Origin of the sequence: Streptococcus mitis SK564, assembly GCF_000148525.1 — a bacterium.
Classification (GTDB): domain Bacteria; phylum Bacillota; class Bacilli; order Lactobacillales; family Streptococcaceae; genus Streptococcus; species Streptococcus mitis_H.
The window spans coordinates 130,799-149,048 of record NZ_AEDU01000022.1; the positions used below are offsets into that span (position 1 = coordinate 130,799).

Below are 18,250 nucleotides of genomic sequence, written 5' to 3' on the forward strand. Positions count from 1 at the left end.
ATAGATGTTAGATTTGATTCAGACTAGACGAGATTTGCACCAGATTCCAGAGATTGGCTTGGAGGAGTTCAAGACTCAAGCTTATCTGTTGGATGTGATTGAGAAATTGACTGCGGGTAAGAATTTTGTCCAAGTTCGAACTTGGCGGACAGGGATTTTGGTCTATTTGCAGGGAAGTCAGCCAGAGCGGACCATTGGTTGGCGGACAGATATTGATGGTCTGCCTATCGTCGAACAAACAGGACTTCCTTTCGCTTCTCAGCACCAAGGTCGCATGCATGCTTGTGGACATGATTTCCACATGACTATTGCTTTGGGCTGTCTTGAGCGAGCCCTTGAGGAGCAACCAAGGAACAATCTGCTCTTTCTGTTTCAACCTGCTGAAGAAAATGAAGCTGGTGGTATGCTCATGTATGAGGATGGTGCTTTTGGAGATTGGTTACCAGATCAATTTTATGGCCTCCATGTTCGACCAGATTTGAAAGTCGGCCAGATTGCGACTAATACTCATACACTTTTTGCAGGAACTTGCGAGGTGAAGATCCGTTTCAAAGGCAAAGGTGGCCACGCAGCCTTTCCACATGAAGCTAATGACGCCTTGGTGGCTGCTAGTTACTTTGTGACCCAAGTACAGTCAGTGGTTAGCCGCAATGTTAATCCAATCGAGGGAGCGGTGGTGACCTTTGGCGTTTTTCAAGCTGGAACAACCAACAATGTCATCACAGACACAGCCTTTTTGCATGGAACTATTCGGGCCTTGACTCAGGACATGAGTCTCTTGGTTCAAAAGAGGGTCAAAACAGTTGCAGAAGGGGTTGCAGCTGCTTTTGATATGGAAGTCGAAGTGGAACTCAAACAAGGTGGATACCTACCTGTTGAGAACAATCCAGCCTTGGCGCGTGAACTGATGAACTTCTTTGAAGAGAAAGACGGAATCGAGTTGATTGATATCGAGCCTGCTATGACAGGTGAAGACTTTGGTTATCTCCTTTCAAAAGTTGATGGCGTTATGTTCTGGCTTGGTATAGATAGTCCCTATGCCCTTCATCACCCTCAGATGAATCCTAAGGAAGAAGCATTAGCTATTGGGGTGGATGCGGTCTCTAGTTTCCTGAAAAAGAAGGCAGCAGAGTAGAGGGCTTGTCTATGAAATCGGAATTACGCAAGCAAGTCTTGCACGAAATGAAGGCTTTAACTCGAGAGCAAAAACAGTTTATAGATCAAGCTTTAACAGAACGACTTTTACACCCTCCCTTTTATCAAGAAGCTAAGGTCATCGCAACCTATCTCTCTTTTCCTCATGAATTTCAAACGCAGGAACTGATTGAGCAGGCGCTGAAGGATGGCAAGAAGGTTCTGATACCTAAAACATATCCCAAGGGGCGCATGGACTTTGTGGTCTATGATCCGCAACAACTGGTTAAAACTTCCTTTGGCCTACTGGAACCACAGGGAAATTTGGAAGTGATGGATGCCTCTCAGATTGATTTGATTCATGTTCCGGGGTTAGCTTTTACGACAAAGGGCTATCGGATTGGCTATGGTGGAGGTTATTATGACCGCTATCTGAAACATTTTCCTGGTCATACTTTGAGTACAGTTTATCCTTGTCAAATTCGGGACTTTAGCCCTGAAAATCATGATATTCCTGTTGAGGAGGTACTGATTGATGAAAGAAATCTTTGATAGGCGTTACCCTGTGACGAGTTTCTTTCTCTTAGTGACGGCCTTGGTATTTCTACTAATGTTGGTGACCACAGGAGGAAACTTTTACAGGGCAGATACCCTATTTCAATTTGGAGCCATGTATGGGCCTGCCATTCGCCTCTTTCCAGAGCAGATTTGGCGTCTCTTCTCTGCCATTTTTATTCATATTGGGTGGGAGCATTTCATTGTCAATATGCTTTCGCTTTATTATCTTGGTAGGCAAGTAGAGGAAATTTTCGGTTCTAAGCAGTTTTTCTTTCTCTATCTCTTATCTGGAATGATGGGCAATCTCTTTGTTTTTGTATTTAGTCCCAAATCCTTAGCAGCAGGAGCCTCTACCTCTCTTTATGGGCTATTTGCCGCGATTATCATTCTTCGCTATGCAACTCGCAACCCCTATATCCAACAGCTAGGGCAATCTTATCTGACACTTTTTGTGGTTAACATTATTGGAAGTGTTCTGATTCCAGGAATCAGTCTAGCAGGCCATATCGGTGGTGCAGTTGGTGGCGCATTTCTAGCAATTATCTTTCCAGTTCGAGGAGAAAGACGGATGTATAGCGCTAGTCAGAGACTGGTAGCATTAGTCTTGTTCGTAGTACTCGCAGTCTTGCTTCTCTACAAGGGAATGGGATGAAAATTTATGTAATGAAAAAAGATAAGGCATTTTTTGAACCTTATCTTTTTATTTTATTCCTTCTCAGCCAATTCTTTTCCCAGTTGGATGAGGTAATTTTTCAAGGCATCTTTGACTTGTGGGTGCTTGAGGGCGTAGTCAATAGATGTTTTCATAAATCCAAACTTATCCCCAACGTCGTAACGAGCTCCTGTAAATTCACGGGCAAAAACACGCTGTGTTTTATTGAGCGTATCAATCGCATCGGTAAGTTGGATTTCATTTCCAGCACCAGGAGCTTGCTTTTCGAGGATATCAAAAATTTCCGGTGTCAGAAGATAGCGACCGATGATTGCCAAATCACTTGGTGCATCTTCGGGAGCTGGTTTTTCTACGAAAGTTTCAACGCTATAGAGTCCATTACTTCCTTCGCCCTGAGGAGCGATAACCCCGTATGATGAAACGTCTTCATGTGGTACAGGCATGACAGCAATGGTTGATGCGTGTGTCTTTTCGTAATCATTCATCAGTTGTTTTGTCAAAGGAACGGCATTCTCATTTGTGATGTCCATAAGGTCGTCACCCAGCATAACAACGAAGGGCTCATTCCCTACAAAAGCTTTGGCTTGTAAGACAGCATCTCCAAGACCACGAGGGTGAGTTTGGCGAATGAAATGGAGGCGCATACCAGTTGCTTCATCTACCAATTTTAACAAATCCGTTTTGCCTTTTTCCTTAAGGTTGTACTCAAGCTCAAAGTTTGAGTCAAAGTGATCCTCAATAGAACGTTTTGACTTACCAGTGACAACCAGAATATCTTCAATACCTGATTTAAGAGCTTCTTCTACGATAAACTGGATAGTTGGTTTGTCTACAATTGGCAACATTTCTTTGGCAAGGGCCTTGGTTGCCGGTAAAAATCGAGTCCCGAGTCCAGCGGCAGGGATGATTGCTTTTCTAACTTTTGATGACATAAGAATCCTTTCTTTAGAGGGTTAAGACCACTCATTTTCTGCTTTAAATTCATTGTTCATGATGTCATAAATGGCATCTTTGATATTGGTTCCGTGGTAAATAACTTGGTAAATGGCTTGTGTAATCGGCATATAGACTCCAAGTTCTTGCGCTAGTTCATAGGCTGCTCGAGTCGTTGAAATTCCTTCAATCACCATGCCCATATTAGCTTCTATATCATCTAGGGATTCTCCTCGTCCGAGAGCATCTCCAGCTCTCCAGTTACGAGAGTGGATGGAGGTTCCCGTTACGATCAAATCTCCCACACCAGATAAGCCACTATAGGTCAATGGACTGGCCCCGAGTGCTACCCCTAGGCGAGTAATTTCTGCCAAGCCTCGAGCGATGATGGCTGCCTTGGCATTGTCACCAAATCCCAGACCATGTAAAGCTCCGGCACCGACAGCAATAATATTTTTAAGAGCACCAGCAGTTTCAACTCCAATAACATCCGTATTGGTATAAAGTCGGAAGTAGTGATTACTAAATAGCTCTTGAACGTATTGAGCTGTTTGTAAATCTTTAGAAGCAGCTGTTATTAAAGTCAGGTCACGCACAATGGTCTCTTCTGCATGACTAGGGCCTGAAACAACGACAATATCACTGCGGAGATGTTCAGGAATTTCTTCTTCAAGGATGGTTGATAATCGTTTATGACTATCAGGCTCTAATCCCTTTGAAGCGTGCATGATGATAACCTTATGGTCTAAGATTTTTGCAACTTGTTGGGCAACAAGTCGTGTCACTTTTGTTGGGACAACAAACAAAATCGCATCTACATCTTTTAATGCCTCTGCTAAGTCGGTGTAGGCAATGATATTTTCGTCTAGAACGATATCTTTAAAGTAGTGTTTATTAGTATGGTGTGTATTAATTTCATTGATTTGCTCGGGAAGATTTCCCCAAATACGTACCTCGTGTCCATTGTCATTTAAGACTTGTGAAAGGGCAGTTCCCCAAGAACCAGGCCCCAAGACGGTGACGGTTTGTTTTTCCATGATTTCCTCCTTAATAGAGTCCTTTCCATTATTCTATCATATTCTAGAGGATTTTGCACTTGCATTGCTGGGGTGTGGTGGCTTTGTGACTTCAAAAATACACAAAAACCGAGGCTAAGTATTAAACTCTCAGTCTCGGTTTTGATATTCGTTATAATATAGTTAGGTTTATTTCAATTGATCTGTAATGTCTTTTGATAGCAACATTCCTAGATGATACGTTTTATTGATGTAAGCAATGACATCATTGATATTTTCAGTCGTGTGAATTTTCTCTTTGATATCATTCTTAAATGTTTCATCCTTCAAAAGTTGTTCTTGGTAGAGTTTTTGCAGTCTCTCCTTCTCGTACTTATTGAGCAGAAAAAGGAATACCAAGCTAATTACAACGAGGATATAAGCATATTGGCTCATAGGATATCTCCCTGTATGATAAAAAAATAGTAGTGAATAAATCGATTTAGTGGATCTAAAATAGCAGAACAAGCCAGCAAACCTTGATAAGGTTTTTGATAGACTGTCAGTGAAGCGATTAGGTAAATCGCCATAGTTACGACGTCATGGTCTCTAAATCGATTATATTTAGAGACCATGACTAGTGAAGCAGCTAGCTAGTCCGCATATAAGCGGCTAGCGTCTAACAATTAGGAACTTTAGTTCCAATAGCTTTAAGATTACGACGTTCTGGAACATAAATCGATAATATTTATGTTCCAGAACTAGTGAAGCGCCTAGCCAAATCCCTGATAGGATTTGGCGTTAGTTACTTAGATTGCTCCGCAATCAAGTAACTTTGGCGATTTACATCTTCTCAGGCGCTTCTACTCCAAGCAAGCGAAGGGCCTCTTTGAGAACGACTGCGGTTGCGTAGCTGAGGGCTAGACGGCTGTCGCGCTCAGCATTTTCGTCTAGGATACGTGTATGTGCATAGTATTTGTTAAAGGCTTGAGCCAGGCTAATTGCAAATTTAGCAATGATAGAAGGTTCAAAGTTATCCGCCGCACGGTTGATAATACGTGGGAAGTCTTGGATGAGTTTAATGATTTCCCAACTTTCAGCATCATTCAAGCTATAGTTGCCAGCTGTTTCTGGTTTGAAATCCGCTTTCCGTAAGATAGATTGGATACGAGCGTAGGCGTATTGAACATAAGGTCCAGTTTCCCCTTCGAAGGATACCATAGCCTCTAGGTCGAAGTCGTATCCATTTGTACGGTCAGTCTTGAGGTCATAGAATTTAATGGCTCCAACTCCAACAGCATGCGCTACCTGGTCTTTGTTTTCAAGTTCAGGATTTTTAGCTTCGATTTGGGCCTTGGCACGGCTAACAGCCTCTGCAACTGTAGGCTCTAGCAAGATGACATTCCCTTTACGAGTAGAGAGTTTTTTCCCTTCTTTTGTAACCAAACCAAAAGGAACGTGAGTAATGTCGCCACTCCAGTCGTAACCCATCTCTTGCAAGACAGCTTTGAGTTGTTTAAAGTGGGCAGATTGCTCTTGACCAACTACGTAGATAGATTTAGCAAATTGGTATTCATTTTTACGGTAGAGGGCTGCAGCCAAGTCACGTGTGATATAGAGAGTTGCACCATCTGATTTCTTGATAAGGGCTGGATGTTCAATTCCATATTTCTCAAGATTCACAACTTGAGCACCTTCTGATTCAACAAGAAGGCCTTTTTTAGAAAGAATGTCTACAACTGCATCCATCTTATCGTTGTAGAAAGCTTCTCCGTTGTAGCTGTCAAATTCAACCTTCAGTTCATTGTAAAGGCGGTTAAATTCCACTAAACTTTCATCGCGGAACCATTGCCAAAGAGAGAGAGCTTTCTCGTCTCCATTTTCAAGTTTACGGAACCATTCGCGTGCTTCTTCATCCAAGCTAGGGTCATTTTCAGCTTCAGCGTTGATGCGGACATAGAGTTTAAGAAGTTCATCGATTGGATGAGCTTTTACAGCTTCTTCGTTGCCCCATTTTTTGTAGGCAACAATCAACATCCCAAACTGTTTACCCCAGTCTCCCAAGTGGTTGACCTTGACTGTTTGATAACCGATTTTTTGGAAAATATGTGATAAGCTATCTCCGATGACAGTTGAGCGCAGGTGGCCAATAGAGAATGGCTTAGCGATATTGGGACTAGACATATCGATAACAACATTTTCTTGTTTACCAATATTTTGATCAGCATAGTGTTCTTTTTCAGTGATAACAGCTTGCAATACTTGAGCAGAAATGGCAGATTTATCAAGGAAAAAGTTAACGTAAGGTCCTGTTGCAACAACCTTTTCAAAGGATTGGCTGTTAATTTTTTCAGCCAGTTCAGCCGCAATCATTTGAGGTGCTTTACGTTCGACTTTTGCAAGAGAAAAAGCAGGGAAAGCAATGTCTCCCATTTCTGAGTTTTTAGGGGTTTCCAGTAAATTTAAAATAGCCTCTTGGTCCAGGCTATCAATGACGCTAGCCAATTCGCTAGCAATCAATTCTTTTGTATTCATTAAGAGCTCCTTTTTGGACTTTTCTACTATTTTATCACAATTTTAAAGAAAGAAGAAAAAATTTTTGAAATCTCCTATTTTTTTGGTATAATATAGTTATAAAAATAGTTATAAATATTCACATAAGAGGATTTTATGAGAAAAAGAGATCGTCATCAGTTAATAAAAAAAATGATTACTGAGGAGAAATTAAGTACACAAAAAGAAATTCAAGATCGGTTGGAGGCGCACAATGTCTTTGTGACGCAGACAACCCTGTCTCGTGATTTGCGCGAAATCGGCTTGATCAAGGTCAAGAAAAATGATATGGTGTATTATGTACTAGCAAATGAGACAGAAAAGATTGATTTGGTGGAATTTTTGTCTCATCATTTAGAAGGTGTTGCAAGAGCAGAGTTTACCTTGGTGCTTCATACCAAACTGGGAGAAGCCTCTGTTTTGGCAAATATTGTAGATGCAAACAAGGATGAATGGATTTTAGGAACAGTTGCTGGTGCCAATACCTTATTGGTCATTTGTCGAGACCAGCACGTTGCCAAACTCATGGAAGATCGTTTGCTAGATTTGATGAAAGATAAGTAAGGTCTTGGGAGTTGCTCTCAAGACTTATTTTTGACAAGGAGAGACGGAAAATGGCGACAGAAAAGCTATCACCCGGCATGCAACAGTATGTGGATATTAAAAAGCAATATCCAGATGCTTTTTTGCTCTTTCGGATGGGTGATTTTTATGAATTATTTTATGAGGATGCGGTCAATGCTGCGCAGATTCTGGAAATTTCCTTAACGAGTCGCAACAAGAATGCCGACAATCCGATTCCTATGGCGGGTGTTCCCTATCATTCTGCCCAACAGTACATCGATGTCTTGATTGAGCAGGGCTATAAGGTAGCCATTGCAGAGCAGATGGAAGATCCTAAACAAGCAGTTGGGGTTGTGAAACGAGAGGTTGTTCAGGTCATTACGCCAGGGACAGTGGTCGATAGTAGTAAGCCGGACAGTCAGAACAATTTCTTGGTTGCCATAGACCGTGAAGGTAATCAATTTGGCCTAGCTTATATGGACCTGGTGACGGGTGACTTTTATGTGACAGGTCTTTTGGATTTTACGCTGGTTTGTGGGGAAATCCGCAATCTCAAGGCGCGAGAAGTGGTGCTGGGTTATGACTTGTCTGAGGAAGAAGAACAAATCCTCAGTTGCCAGATGAATCTGGTGCTCTCTTATGAAAAAGAAGGCTTTGAAGACCTTCATTTACTGGATTCACGATTGGCATCTGTGGAGAAAGCGGCATCTAGTAAATTGCTCCAGTATGTTCATCGAACTCAGATGAGGGAATTGAACCACCTCAAGCCTGTTATACGCTATGAAATCAAGGATTTCTTGCAGATGGATTATGCGACCAAGGCTAGTCTGGATTTGGTTGAGAATGCTCGTTCAGGAAAGAAGCAAGGTAGTCTTTTCTGGCTTTTGGATGAAACCAAAACAGCCATGGGTATGCGTCTCTTGCGTTCTTGGATTCATCGTCCTTTGATTGATAAGGAACGAATCGTCCAACGTCAAGAAGTGGTGCAGGTCTTTCTCGACCATTTCTTTGAGCGTAGTGATTTGACAGACAGTCTCAAGGGTGTTTATGATATCGAACGCTTGGCTAGTCGAGTTTCTTTTGGCAAAACCAATCCCAAGGATCTCTTGCAGTTGGCGACTACCTTATCCAGTGTGCCACGGATTCGAGCGATTTTAGAGGGAATGGAGCAGTCTGCTCTGTCTTATCTTATCGAACAATTGGATAGAATCCCTGAGTTGGAGAGCTTGATTAGCGCAGCGATTGCTCCTGAAGCTCCTCATGTGATTACAGATGGAGGAATCATCCGGACTGGATTTGATGAGACTTTAGACAAGTACCGTCGCGTTCTCAGAGAAGGGACTAGCTGGATTGCTGAGATTGAGGCTAAGGAGCGAGAAAATTCTGGTATCAGCACGCTCAAGATTGACTACAATAAGAAGGATGGCTACTATTTCCATGTGACCAATTCACAACTGGGGAATGTGCCAGCCCACTTTTTCCGCAAGGCGACGCTGAAAAACTCAGAACGTTTTGGAACCGAAGAATTAGCCCGTATCGAGGGAGATATGCTGGAGGCGCGTGAGAAGTCAGCTAATCTAGAGTACGAAATTTTTATGCGCATTCGTGAAGAGGTCAGCAAGTATATCCAGCGTTTGCAGGCTTTAGCTCAAGGAATTGCGACAGTTGATGTCTTGCAAAGTCTGGCGATTGTGGCTGAAACCCAGCATTTGATTCGACCAGAGTTTGGTGACGATTCACAAATCGATATCCAGAAAGGGCGCCATGCTGTCGTTGAAAAGGTTATGGGGGCTCAGACCTATATTCCAAATACGATTCAGATGGCAGAAGATACCAGTATTCAACTGATTACAGGGCCCAACATGAGCGGGAAGTCAACCTATATGCGTCAGTTAGCCATGACGGCGATAATGGCCCAGATGGGTTCCTATGTACCGGCAGAAAGCGCCCGTTTACCGATTTTTGATGCGATTTTTACCCGTATCGGAGCAGCAGATGACTTGGTTTCAGGCCAGTCAACCTTTATGGTGGAGATGATGGAGGCCAACAATGCCATTTCGCATGCGACCAAGAATTCTCTTATTCTCTTTGATGAATTGGGACGTGGAACTGCAACTTATGATGGGATGGCTCTTGCTCAGTCCATCATTGAATACATCCATGAACATATCGGAGCCAAGACCCTCTTTGCGACCCACTACCATGAGTTGACTAGTCTGGCGTCTAGCTTGGAACACTTGGTCAATGTCCACGTGGCAACCTTGGAGCAGGATGGACAGGTCACTTTCCTTCACAAGATTGAACCAGGGCCAGCTGATAAATCCTACGGTATCCATGTTGCTAAGATTGCCGGCTTGCCAGCAGACCTTTTAGCAAGGGCGGATAAGATTTTGACTCAGTTAGAGAGTCAAGGGACAGAAAGTCCTGCTCCCATGAGACAAACAAGTGCCGTCACAGAACAGATTTCTCTCTTTGATACGACTGAAGAACATCCTATCCTAGCAGAATTGTCTAAACTGGATGTTTACAATATGACACCTATGCAGGCTATGAATGTCTTGGTCGAGTTAAAACAGAAACTATAAAGAGAAAATTACTGGTCATTCTAGCTGTATCAAGGAGACTTCTTTGACAAGTTCCCACTTTTTTGCTAGAATAACATCACACAAACAGAATGAGAAGGAGCTGACGCATTGTCGCTCCCTTTTGTCTATTTTTTAAGGAGAAAGTATGCTGATTCAGAAAATAAAAACCTACAAGTGGCAGGCCTTGGCCTCGCTCCTGATGACAGGCTTGATGGTTGCTAGTTCACTTCTGCAACCGCGTTATCTGCAGGAAGTGTTAGACGCCCTCCTTGCTGGGAAATATGAAGCTATTTATAGTATCGGGGCTTGGTTGATTGGTGTGGCCTTGGTTGGTCTAGTTGCTGGTGGTCTTAATGTTGTCCTAGCAGCCTATATTGCCCAAGGAGTTTCATCTGACCTTCGGGAGGATGCCTTCCGTAAAATCCAAACCTTTTCTTATGCCAATATTGAACAATTTAATGCGGGAAATCTAGTCGTTCGCATGACAAATGATATCAACCAGATTCAGAACGTCGTCATGATGACCTTCCAAATTCTTTTCAGACTTCCCCTCTTGTTCATCGGTTCGTTTATCCTGGCGGTTCAAACCTTACCTTCTCTGTGGTGGGTGATTGTTCTCATGGTTATCTTGATCTTTGCCTTGACTGCTGTCATGATGGGAATGATGGGCCCTCGTTTTGCCAAGTTTCAAACCCTTCTTGAACGCATCAATGCCATTGCCAAGGAAAATCTGCGTGGCGTTCGTGTGGTCAAGTCCTTTGTCCAAGAAAAAGAGCAGTTTGCTAAGTTTACGGAGGTTTCAGACGAGCTTCTCGGTCAAAATCTTTACATTGGGTATGCCTTTTCAGTAGTGGAACCTTTCATGATGTTGGTCGGCTACGGGGCGGTTTTCCTCTCGATTTGGCTAGTTGCAGGGATGGTTCAGTCGGATCCATCAGTTGTTGGCTCTATTGCTTCCTTTGTTAATTACCTGAGCCAGATTATCTTTACCATTGTTATGGTTGGATTTTTAGGAAATTCTGTCAGCCGTGCCATGATTTCTATGCGTCGTATTCGAGAAATTCTTGACGCAGAGCCAGCTATGACCTTCAAGGATGTCCCAGATGAAGAGTTGGTTGGAAGCCTTAGCTTTGAAAATGTGACCTTTACCTATCCAATGGATAAGGAACCGATGCTGAAAGATGTGAGCTTTACTATTGAACCTGGTCAAATGGTTGGTGTAGTTGGAGCAACTGGTGCAGGAAAGTCAACCTTGGCTCAATTGATTCCACGTCTTTTTGATCCACAGGAAGGGGCTATCAAAATCGGAGGTAAGGATATTCGAGAAGTGAGTGAAGGAACCTTGCGTAAAACTGTTTCTATCGTTCTTCAACGTGCCATTCTCTTTAGTGGAACGATTGCAGATAACTTGAGACAGGGTAAGGGAGATGCTACTCTATTTGAAATGGAACGCGCAGCTAATATTGCCCAAGCCAGTGAATTCATTCATCGTATGGAGAAAACCTTTGAAAGTCCAGTTGAGGAACGGGGAACCAACTTCTCTGGTGGGCAAAAGCAAAGGATGTCGATTGCGCGTGGGATTGTCAGCAATCCACGTATTCTGATTTTTGACGATTCGACCTCGGCCTTGGATGCTAAGTCAGAGCGCCTGGTTCAAGAAGCCTTGAATAAGGACTTGAAGGGAACAACAACCATTATCATCGCGCAAAAGATTAGCTCGGTTGTTCATGCAGATAAAATCTTGGTTCTAGATCAAGGACGATTGATTGGTCAAGGTACGCATGCAGACTTGGTTGCCAATAATGCTGTTTACCGTGAAATATACGAAACACAGAAAGGAAAGGAGGAGTAAAATGAAGACAGTTCAATTTTTTTGGAATTATTTTAAAGTCTATAAGCTATCATTTGTAGTTGTTATCCTGATGATTGTTCTGGCAACTCTTGCCCAAGCCCTCTTTCCGGTCTTTTCTGGACAAGCAGTGACGCAACTAGCTAATTTAGTTCAAGCTTATCAAGATGGCAATCCAGAACTTGTTTGGCAAAGTCTATCAGGAATCATGGTCAATCTTGGCCTGCTGGTTTTGGTTCTATTTATCTCTAGTGTGATATACATGTGTCTCATGACGCGCGTGATTGCAGAGTCGACCAACGAGATGCGCAAAGGCCTCTTTGGTAAGCTTGCCCGCTTGACGGTTTCTTTTTTTGACCGCCGACAAGATGGCGATATCCTGTCTCGTTTTACTAGTGATTTGGATAATATCCTCCAAGCCTTTAATGAAAGTTTGATTCAGGTCATGAGCAATATTGTTTTATATATCGGTCTGATTCTTGTCATGTTTTCGAGGAATGTGACGCTGGCCCTCATCACCATTGCCAGCACACCGGTGGCCTTCCTTATGCTGATTTTCATCGTGAAAATGGCACGCAAATACACCAATCTCCAGCAGAAAGAGGTAGGGAAGCTCAACGCCTATATGGATGAGAGTATCTCAGGCCAAAAAGCCGTGATTGTGCAAGGAATTCAAGAGGATATGATGGCAGGATTTCTTGAACAAAATGAGCGCGTGCGCAAGGCAACCTTTAAAGGAAGAATGTTCTCAGGAATTCTTTTCCCTGTCATGAATGGGATGAGTCTGGTCAACACAGCCATCGTTATCTTTGCTGGTTCAGCTGTACTTTTGAATGATAAGTCTATTGAAACAAGTACAGCCTTAGGTTTGATTGTTATGTTTGCCCAATTTTCACAGCAGTACTACCAGCCTATTATCCAAGTTGCAGCTAGTTGGGGAAGTCTTCAGTTGGCCTTTACAGGTGCTGAACGGATTCAGGAAATGTTTGACGCAGAGGAAGAAATCCGACCTGAAAAGGCTCCAACCTTCACTCAGTTGCAAGAAGGTGTTGAAATTAGTCATATTGATTTTTCATACTTGCCTGATAAACCTATTTTGAAAGATGTCAGCATTTCCGCTCCGAAAGGTCAGATGACAGCGGTTGTTGGGCCGACAGGGTCAGGGAAAACGACTATTATGAACCTCATCAATCGCTTTTATGATGTTGATGCTGGTGGTATTTATTTTGACGGCAAAGACATCCGTGACTATGATTTAGATAGTCTCAGAAGCAAGGTGGGGATTGTCTTGCAAGATTCGGTCTTGTTTAGTGGAACGATTCGAGACAATATCCGTTTCGGTGTGCCAGATGCTAGTCAAGAAATGGTTGAGGTAGCAGCCAAGGCAACCCACATTCACGACTATATCGAAAGCTTACCTGATAAATACGATACTCTTATAGATGATGACCAGAGCATCTTCTCAACAGGACAGAAACAATTGATTTCTATCGCTCGAACCCTGATGACAGATCCAGAAGTTCTCATTCTCGATGAAGCCACTTCAAACGTAGATACGGTGACAGAAAGCAAGATTCAGCATGCCATGGAGGCGGTTGTAGCAGGCAGAACCAGTTTCGTCATTGCCCACCGTTTGAAGACCATCCTCAATGCAGACCAGATTATTGTCCTTAAAGATGGAGAAGTCATTGAACGCGGTAACCACCATGAACTTTTGAAACTAGGTGGCTTCTATTCAGAACTCTATCACAATCAATTTGTTTTTGAATAAGAAAAAGTTGTCCTGTGCGGGCAGCTTTTTCTTGTCCATAAAAAATATTTATCACGGCCTTTAAAAAAACATATTAGACGAAAGTCATTTTGAGTGATATGATAGGACTATCGTTAACATTCGAAAGGAGAGACATCATGGCTAGAACGGTTGTAGGAGTTGCTGCAAATCTATGTCCTGTAGACGCAGAAGGAAAAAACATTCATTCGTCTGTATCTTGTAGATTCGCAGAGAGCATTCGTCAAGTCGGTGGTCTCCCTTTAGTCATTCCTGTTGGTGATGAGTCAGTTGTGCGCGATTATGTGGAAATGATTGACAAATTGATTTTGACAGGAGGCCAAAATGTCCATCCTCAGTTTTACGGAGAGAAAAAGACCATCGAGAGCGATGATTACAATCTAGTCCGTGATGAATTTGAATTGGCGCTTTTGAAAGAAGCGCTCCGTCAGAATAAACCAATTATGGCAATCTGCCGTGGTGTCCAACTTGTCAATGTTGCCTTTGGTGGAACCCTCAATCAAGAAATCGAAGGTCACTGGCAAGGACTGCCTTTCGGAACATCTCACTCTATTGAGACAGTGGAAGGAAGCGTGGTGGCTAAGCTATTTGGAAAAGAAAGTCAGGTCAACTCCGTACATCGTCAGAGTATCAAAGATTTGGCACCTAATTTCCGTGTAACTGCTATTGATCCAAGAGACCAGACCATCGAAGCGATTGAGTCTATCGACGAGCACCGCATTATCGGTTTACAGTGGCATCCAGAGTTTCTGGTTAATGAAGAAGATGGCAATTTAGAATTATTTGAGTATTTATTGAATGAACTGTAACGACTGGGAATCTGGTCGTTCTTTCTTTTATTATTTCAAAATTTTTGGAATGTGATATTTTTACGCAAACGTTTGAATTCTGATAAAAATTGGAGAAATTCGACAAAAAAACTTGAAAAAAACGAAGGTAAGCGTTATGATAGAAAAGAAGAAATATTGGAGGAATAACATGTCACATATTAAATTTGATTATTCAAAAGTTTTAGACAAATTTGTTGCACCACATGAAGTGGAATACATGCAATCACAAGTAACAGCAGCAGATGAATTGATCCGTAAAGGAACTGGTGCTGGTAGCGACTTCTTGGGATGGTTGGACCTTCCTGAAAACTATGACCGTGAAGAATTTGACCGTATCTTGAAAGCTGCTGAGCAAATCAAATCAGACAGCGATGTTTTGGTTGTGATTGGTATCGGTGGATCTTACCTTGGTGCCAAAGCAGCAATCGATTTTTTGAACCACCACTTTGCTAACTTGCAAACAAAAGAAGAACGCAAGGCTCCACAAATCCTTTATGCAGGAAACTCAATCTCATCTACTTACCTTGCTGACTTGGTAGAGTATGTTTCAGACAAAGACTTCTCAGTAAACGTAATTTCTAAATCTGGTACAACAACTGAACCAGCGATCGCTTTCCGTGTCTTCAAAGAGCTTTTGGTTAAGAAATACGGACAAGAAGAAGCCAACAAACGTATCTATGCAACAACTGACCGCCAAAAAGGTGCTGTTAAGGTTGAAGCAGACGCTAACGGTTGGGAAACATTTGTTGTTCCAGATGACATCGGTGGACGCTTCTCAGTATTGACAGCAGTTGGTTTGCTTCCAATCGCAGCATCAGGAGCGGATATCAAAGCCCTTATGGAAGGTGCTAACGCAGCTCGCAAAGACTACACTTCAGATAAAATCTCTGAAAACGAAGCTTACCAATATGCAGCTGTTCGTAACATCCTTTACCGTAAAGGCTATGCAACTGAAATCTTGGTAAACTATGAGCCATCACTTCAGTACTTCTCAGAATGGTGGAAACAATTGGCTGGTGAATCAGAAGGAAAAGACCAAAAAGGTATCTACCCAACTTCAGCCAACTTCTCAACTGACTTGCACTCACTTGGTCAATTTATCCAAGAAGGAACTCGTATCATGTTTGAAACAGTTGTCCGTGTTGACAAACCTCGTAAGAACGTGATTATCCCTACCTTGGAAGAAGACCTTGATGGACTTGGCTACCTTCAAGGAAAAGACGTTGACTTTGTAAACAAAAAAGCAACTGACGGTGTTCTTCTTGCCCACACAGATGGTGACGTACCAAACATGTACGTGACCCTTCCAGAACAAGATGCCTTCACTCTTGGTTACACTATCTACTTCTTCGAATTGGCTATCGCCCTTTCTGGTTACTTGAATGCCATCAACCCATTTGACCAACCAGGTGTTGAAGCTTACAAACGTAACATGTTCGCCCTTCTTGGAAAACCAGGATTTGAAGAATTAAGCAAAGAACTTAACGCACGTCTATAATAGAAGAAAAGAGTGGTTTGTCCACTCTTTTTACTCTCTTTATCCATAGAAATTGGACTCAGCCAAGACTTATGATATAATATAGAGAGCAAAAAGGCAGACGCCTAGAGACTTTATAGGAGAAACTATGTCAAAAGATATCCGCGTACGTTACGCACCAAGTCCAACAGGACTACTACACATCGGAAATGCCCGTACAGCATTGTTCAACTACCTTTACGCACGTCATCATGGTGGGACTTTTATCATCCGTATTGAAGATACTGATCGTAAACGCCACGTCGAAGATGGTGAACGTTCACAGCTTGAAAATCTTCGTTGGTTGGGCATGGATTGGGATGAAAGCCCAGAAACACATGAAAACTACCGCCAGTCTGAGCGCTTGGACTTGTATCAAAAATACATCGACCAATTGCTAGCTGAAGGAAAAGCCTACAAATCTTACGTTACAGAAGAAGAGTTGGCGGCTGAACGCGAACGCCAAGAAGCGGCTGGTGAAACACCACGCTACATCAACGAATACCTTGGTATGAGTGAAGAGGAAAAAGCTGCTTACATTGCAGAACGTGAAGCAGCTGGTATCATTCCAACAGTTCGTTTGGCTGTCAATGAGTCAGGTATCTACAAGTGGCATGATATGGTCAAAGGCGATATCGAATTTGAAGGTGGCAATATCGGTGGTGACTGGGTTATCCAAAAGAAAGATGGTTACCCAACTTACAACTTTGCCGTTGTTATCGATGACCACGATATGCAAATCTCTCATGTTATCCGTGGAGATGACCATATTGCTAATACACCAAAACAGCTTATGGTTTATGAAGCACTTGGTTGGGAAGCACCAGAGTTCGGTCACATGACTTTGATTATCAACTCTGAAACTGGGAAAAAATTGTCTAAACGTGACACCAACACCCTTCAGTTTATCGAAGACTACCGTAAAAAAGGTTATTTACCAGAAGCAGTCTTTAACTTTATTGCTCTTCTTGGTTGGAACCCAGGTGGCGAAGATGAGATTTTCTCTCGTGAAGAATTGATTAAACTTTTCGATGAAAACCGTCTCAGCAAATCTCCTGCAGCCTTCGACCAGAAAAAACTTGACTGGATGAGTAATGATTATATCAAGAATGCAGACCTAGAAACTATCTTTGAAATGGCAAAACCATTCCTAGAAGAAGCAGGTCGATTGACTGACAAGGCTGAAAAACTAGTTGAGCTCTATAAACCACAAATGAAATCAGTAGATGAGATTATCCCATTGACAGATCTCTTCTTCTCAGATTTCCCAGAATTGACCGAAGCAGAGCGCGAAGTCATGGCGGGGGAAACAGTCCCAACAGTTCTTGAAGCCTTCAAAGCAAAACTTGAAGCAATGACCGATGATGAATTTGTGACAGAGAATATCTTCCCACAAATTAAAGCAGTCCAAAAAGAAACAGGTATTAAAGGGAAAAATCTTTTCATGCCTATTCGTATAGCTGTTTCAGGTGAAATGCATGGACCAGAATTGCCAGATACTATCTTCTTGTTAGGCCGTGAAAAATCAATCCAACATATCGAAAATATGTTAAAAGAAATCTCTAAATAAGAAGGATGTAATAATGGACATCTGGGAAAAGATGTACGAAGAAGCACAGAAATTATATAATCCACATGAAGTATCTGATTTTGTTTATGCCAACCATGTTGTAGCCGCAGTAGAAGCAGAAGATGGGCAAATATTTACAGGTTTCTGTATGGAGGGAACCTGTGGTGTATTCCATCTCTGCGCAGAGCGGGCAGCACTCTTCAATATGTACCAATTTTCAGGGCAAACTAAGGTTAAAAAAGTCTTAGCCTTCCGAGACAAACCGCCGTATGGTGGAAGTTCAGGAATGCCCTGTGGAGCTTGCAGAGAATTCCTTTTAGAGTTGAACGCTGAAAATAAAGATACAGAATTTATGATGGACTACGATAGAAGAAAGATAGTGAAAGTCGCAGAACTAATCCCATATTGGTGGGGAGAAGAACGTGCTTCTAAGTTTAATGAACAATAGAAGAGTCAGTATAATTCTGACTCTTTTTACTTTATTTGAAAAAAAGGAAAAAGTATTTGAAAAAAATTAGAAAAAGTTATTGACAAAAAATAAAAAGGCTGTATAATAGTAAGAGTTGAAAATAACAACTCAGGTCCGTTGGTCAAGGGGTTAAGACACCGCCTTTTCACGGCGGTAACACGGGTTCGAATCCCGTACGGACTATGGTATGTTGCGGATGGCACACTTGATGAAAAAAGTTTTAAAAAAACTT

15 protein-coding genes and 1 tRNA gene are annotated in these 18,250 nt (G+C 42.3%); 12 read left to right on the plus strand and 4 right to left on the minus strand.

The window, feature by feature from the left end; genetic code table 11:
• The first annotated feature begins 4 nt into the window (after positions 1 to 4).
• The 3 genes from SMSK564_RS10160 to SMSK564_RS10170 are packed head-to-tail and all read left to right on the plus strand — an operon-like array spanning position 5 to position 2,344.
• On the plus strand, positions 5 to 1,135 hold the full coding sequence (locus tag SMSK564_RS10160) for an N-acetyldiaminopimelate deacetylase (protein ID WP_000885094.1): 1,131 nt from the start codon (positions 5 to 7) through the stop codon (positions 1,133 to 1,135).
• Positions 1,136 to 1,146: 11 nt separating this feature from the next.
• On the plus strand, positions 1,147 to 1,686 hold the full coding sequence (locus tag SMSK564_RS10165; RefSeq protein WP_000834329.1) for a 5-formyltetrahydrofolate cyclo-ligase: 540 nt from the start codon (positions 1,147 to 1,149) through the stop codon (positions 1,684 to 1,686).
• Positions 1,670 to 2,344 (plus strand): rhomboid family intramembrane serine protease, encoded by a 675-nt coding sequence (locus SMSK564_RS10170; RefSeq protein WP_000658502.1) that lies wholly within the window; start codon positions 1,670 to 1,672, stop codon positions 2,342 to 2,344. Before SMSK564_RS10165 ends, SMSK564_RS10170 begins: the two co-directional genes overlap by 17 nt.
• A 53-nt stretch (positions 2,345 to 2,397) precedes the next feature.
• On the opposite strand, the gene galU is transcribed toward SMSK564_RS10170, so the two are convergent.
• The 4 genes from galU to argS all read right to left on the minus strand — a co-directional run bounded on the left by galU (position 2,398) and on the right by argS (position 6,828).
• Complete coding sequence (gene galU / locus SMSK564_RS10175) at positions 2,398 to 3,297, minus strand: UTP--glucose-1-phosphate uridylyltransferase GalU (protein WP_000096179.1); 900 nt, start codon at positions 3,295 to 3,297, stop codon at positions 2,398 to 2,400.
• A 21-nt stretch (positions 3,298 to 3,318) separates the two neighbouring features.
• A complete protein-coding gene (locus tag SMSK564_RS10180; RefSeq protein WP_000415119.1) occupies positions 3,319 to 4,335 on the minus strand; it encodes an NAD(P)H-dependent glycerol-3-phosphate dehydrogenase in 1,017 nt (338 codons plus the stop codon).
• 168 nt (positions 4,336 to 4,503) lie between these two features.
• Positions 4,504 to 4,749: a hypothetical protein gene (locus SMSK564_RS10185; protein ID WP_000084857.1), complete on the minus strand. Its 246-nt coding sequence runs from the start codon at positions 4,747 to 4,749 to the stop codon at positions 4,504 to 4,506.
• A gap of 387 nt (positions 4,750 to 5,136) precedes the next feature.
• Complete coding sequence (gene argS, locus SMSK564_RS10190; RefSeq protein ID WP_001092729.1) at positions 5,137 to 6,828, minus strand: arginine--tRNA ligase; 1,692 nt, start codon at positions 6,826 to 6,828, stop codon at positions 5,137 to 5,139.
• Positions 6,829 to 6,963: 135 nt separating this feature from the next.
• Here argS and argR point away from each other — a divergent pair, with 135 nt between their 5' ends.
• The 9 genes from argR to SMSK564_RS0102880 all read left to right on the plus strand — a co-directional run bounded on the left by argR (position 6,964) and on the right by SMSK564_RS0102880 (position 18,201).
• Positions 6,964 to 7,410 carry an arginine repressor gene (gene argR / locus SMSK564_RS10195; RefSeq protein WP_001231475.1) on the plus strand — a complete coding sequence of 149 codons (447 nt, stop codon included), beginning with the start codon at positions 6,964 to 6,966 and terminating at the stop codon, positions 7,408 to 7,410.
• 50 nt (positions 7,411 to 7,460) lie between these two features.
• A complete protein-coding gene (gene mutS, locus SMSK564_RS10200) occupies positions 7,461 to 9,995 on the plus strand; it encodes a DNA mismatch repair protein MutS (RefSeq protein ID WP_000179941.1) in 2,535 nt (844 codons plus the stop codon).
• Positions 9,996 to 10,140: 145 nt separating this feature from the next.
• Positions 10,141 to 11,847 (plus strand): multidrug efflux ABC transporter subunit PatA, encoded by a 1,707-nt coding sequence (patA, locus tag SMSK564_RS10205; RefSeq protein WP_000908120.1) that lies wholly within the window; start codon positions 10,141 to 10,143, stop codon positions 11,845 to 11,847.
• A 1-nt stretch (position 11,848) separates the two neighbouring features.
• A complete protein-coding gene (gene patB / locus SMSK564_RS10210) occupies positions 11,849 to 13,615 on the plus strand; it encodes a multidrug efflux ABC transporter subunit PatB (protein ID WP_000859881.1) in 1,767 nt (588 codons plus the stop codon).
• A 137-nt stretch (positions 13,616 to 13,752) separates the two neighbouring features.
• The gene (locus tag SMSK564_RS10215) at positions 13,753 to 14,442 is read left to right on the plus strand and encodes a gamma-glutamyl-gamma-aminobutyrate hydrolase family protein (RefSeq protein WP_000124770.1); all 690 of its coding nucleotides are present in this window, start codon (positions 13,753 to 13,755) and stop codon (positions 14,440 to 14,442) included.
• 169 nt (positions 14,443 to 14,611) lie between these two features.
• Positions 14,612 to 15,961, plus strand: a complete 1,350-nt coding sequence (locus SMSK564_RS10225) for a glucose-6-phosphate isomerase (RefSeq protein WP_000018272.1) — start codon at positions 14,612 to 14,614, stop codon at positions 15,959 to 15,961.
• A gap of 127 nt (positions 15,962 to 16,088) precedes the next feature.
• A complete protein-coding gene (gltX, locus tag SMSK564_RS10230; protein WP_000031054.1) occupies positions 16,089 to 17,549 on the plus strand; it encodes a glutamate--tRNA ligase in 1,461 nt (486 codons plus the stop codon).
• Positions 17,550 to 17,562: 13 nt separating this feature from the next.
• Positions 17,563 to 17,997: a cytidine deaminase family protein gene (locus SMSK564_RS10235; protein ID WP_000355913.1), complete on the plus strand. Its 435-nt coding sequence runs from the start codon at positions 17,563 to 17,565 to the stop codon at positions 17,995 to 17,997.
• 132 nt (positions 17,998 to 18,129) lie between these two features.
• A tRNA-Glu gene (locus SMSK564_RS0102880) sits at positions 18,130 to 18,201 on the plus strand.
• Positions 18,202 to 18,250: the final 49 nt, after the last annotated feature.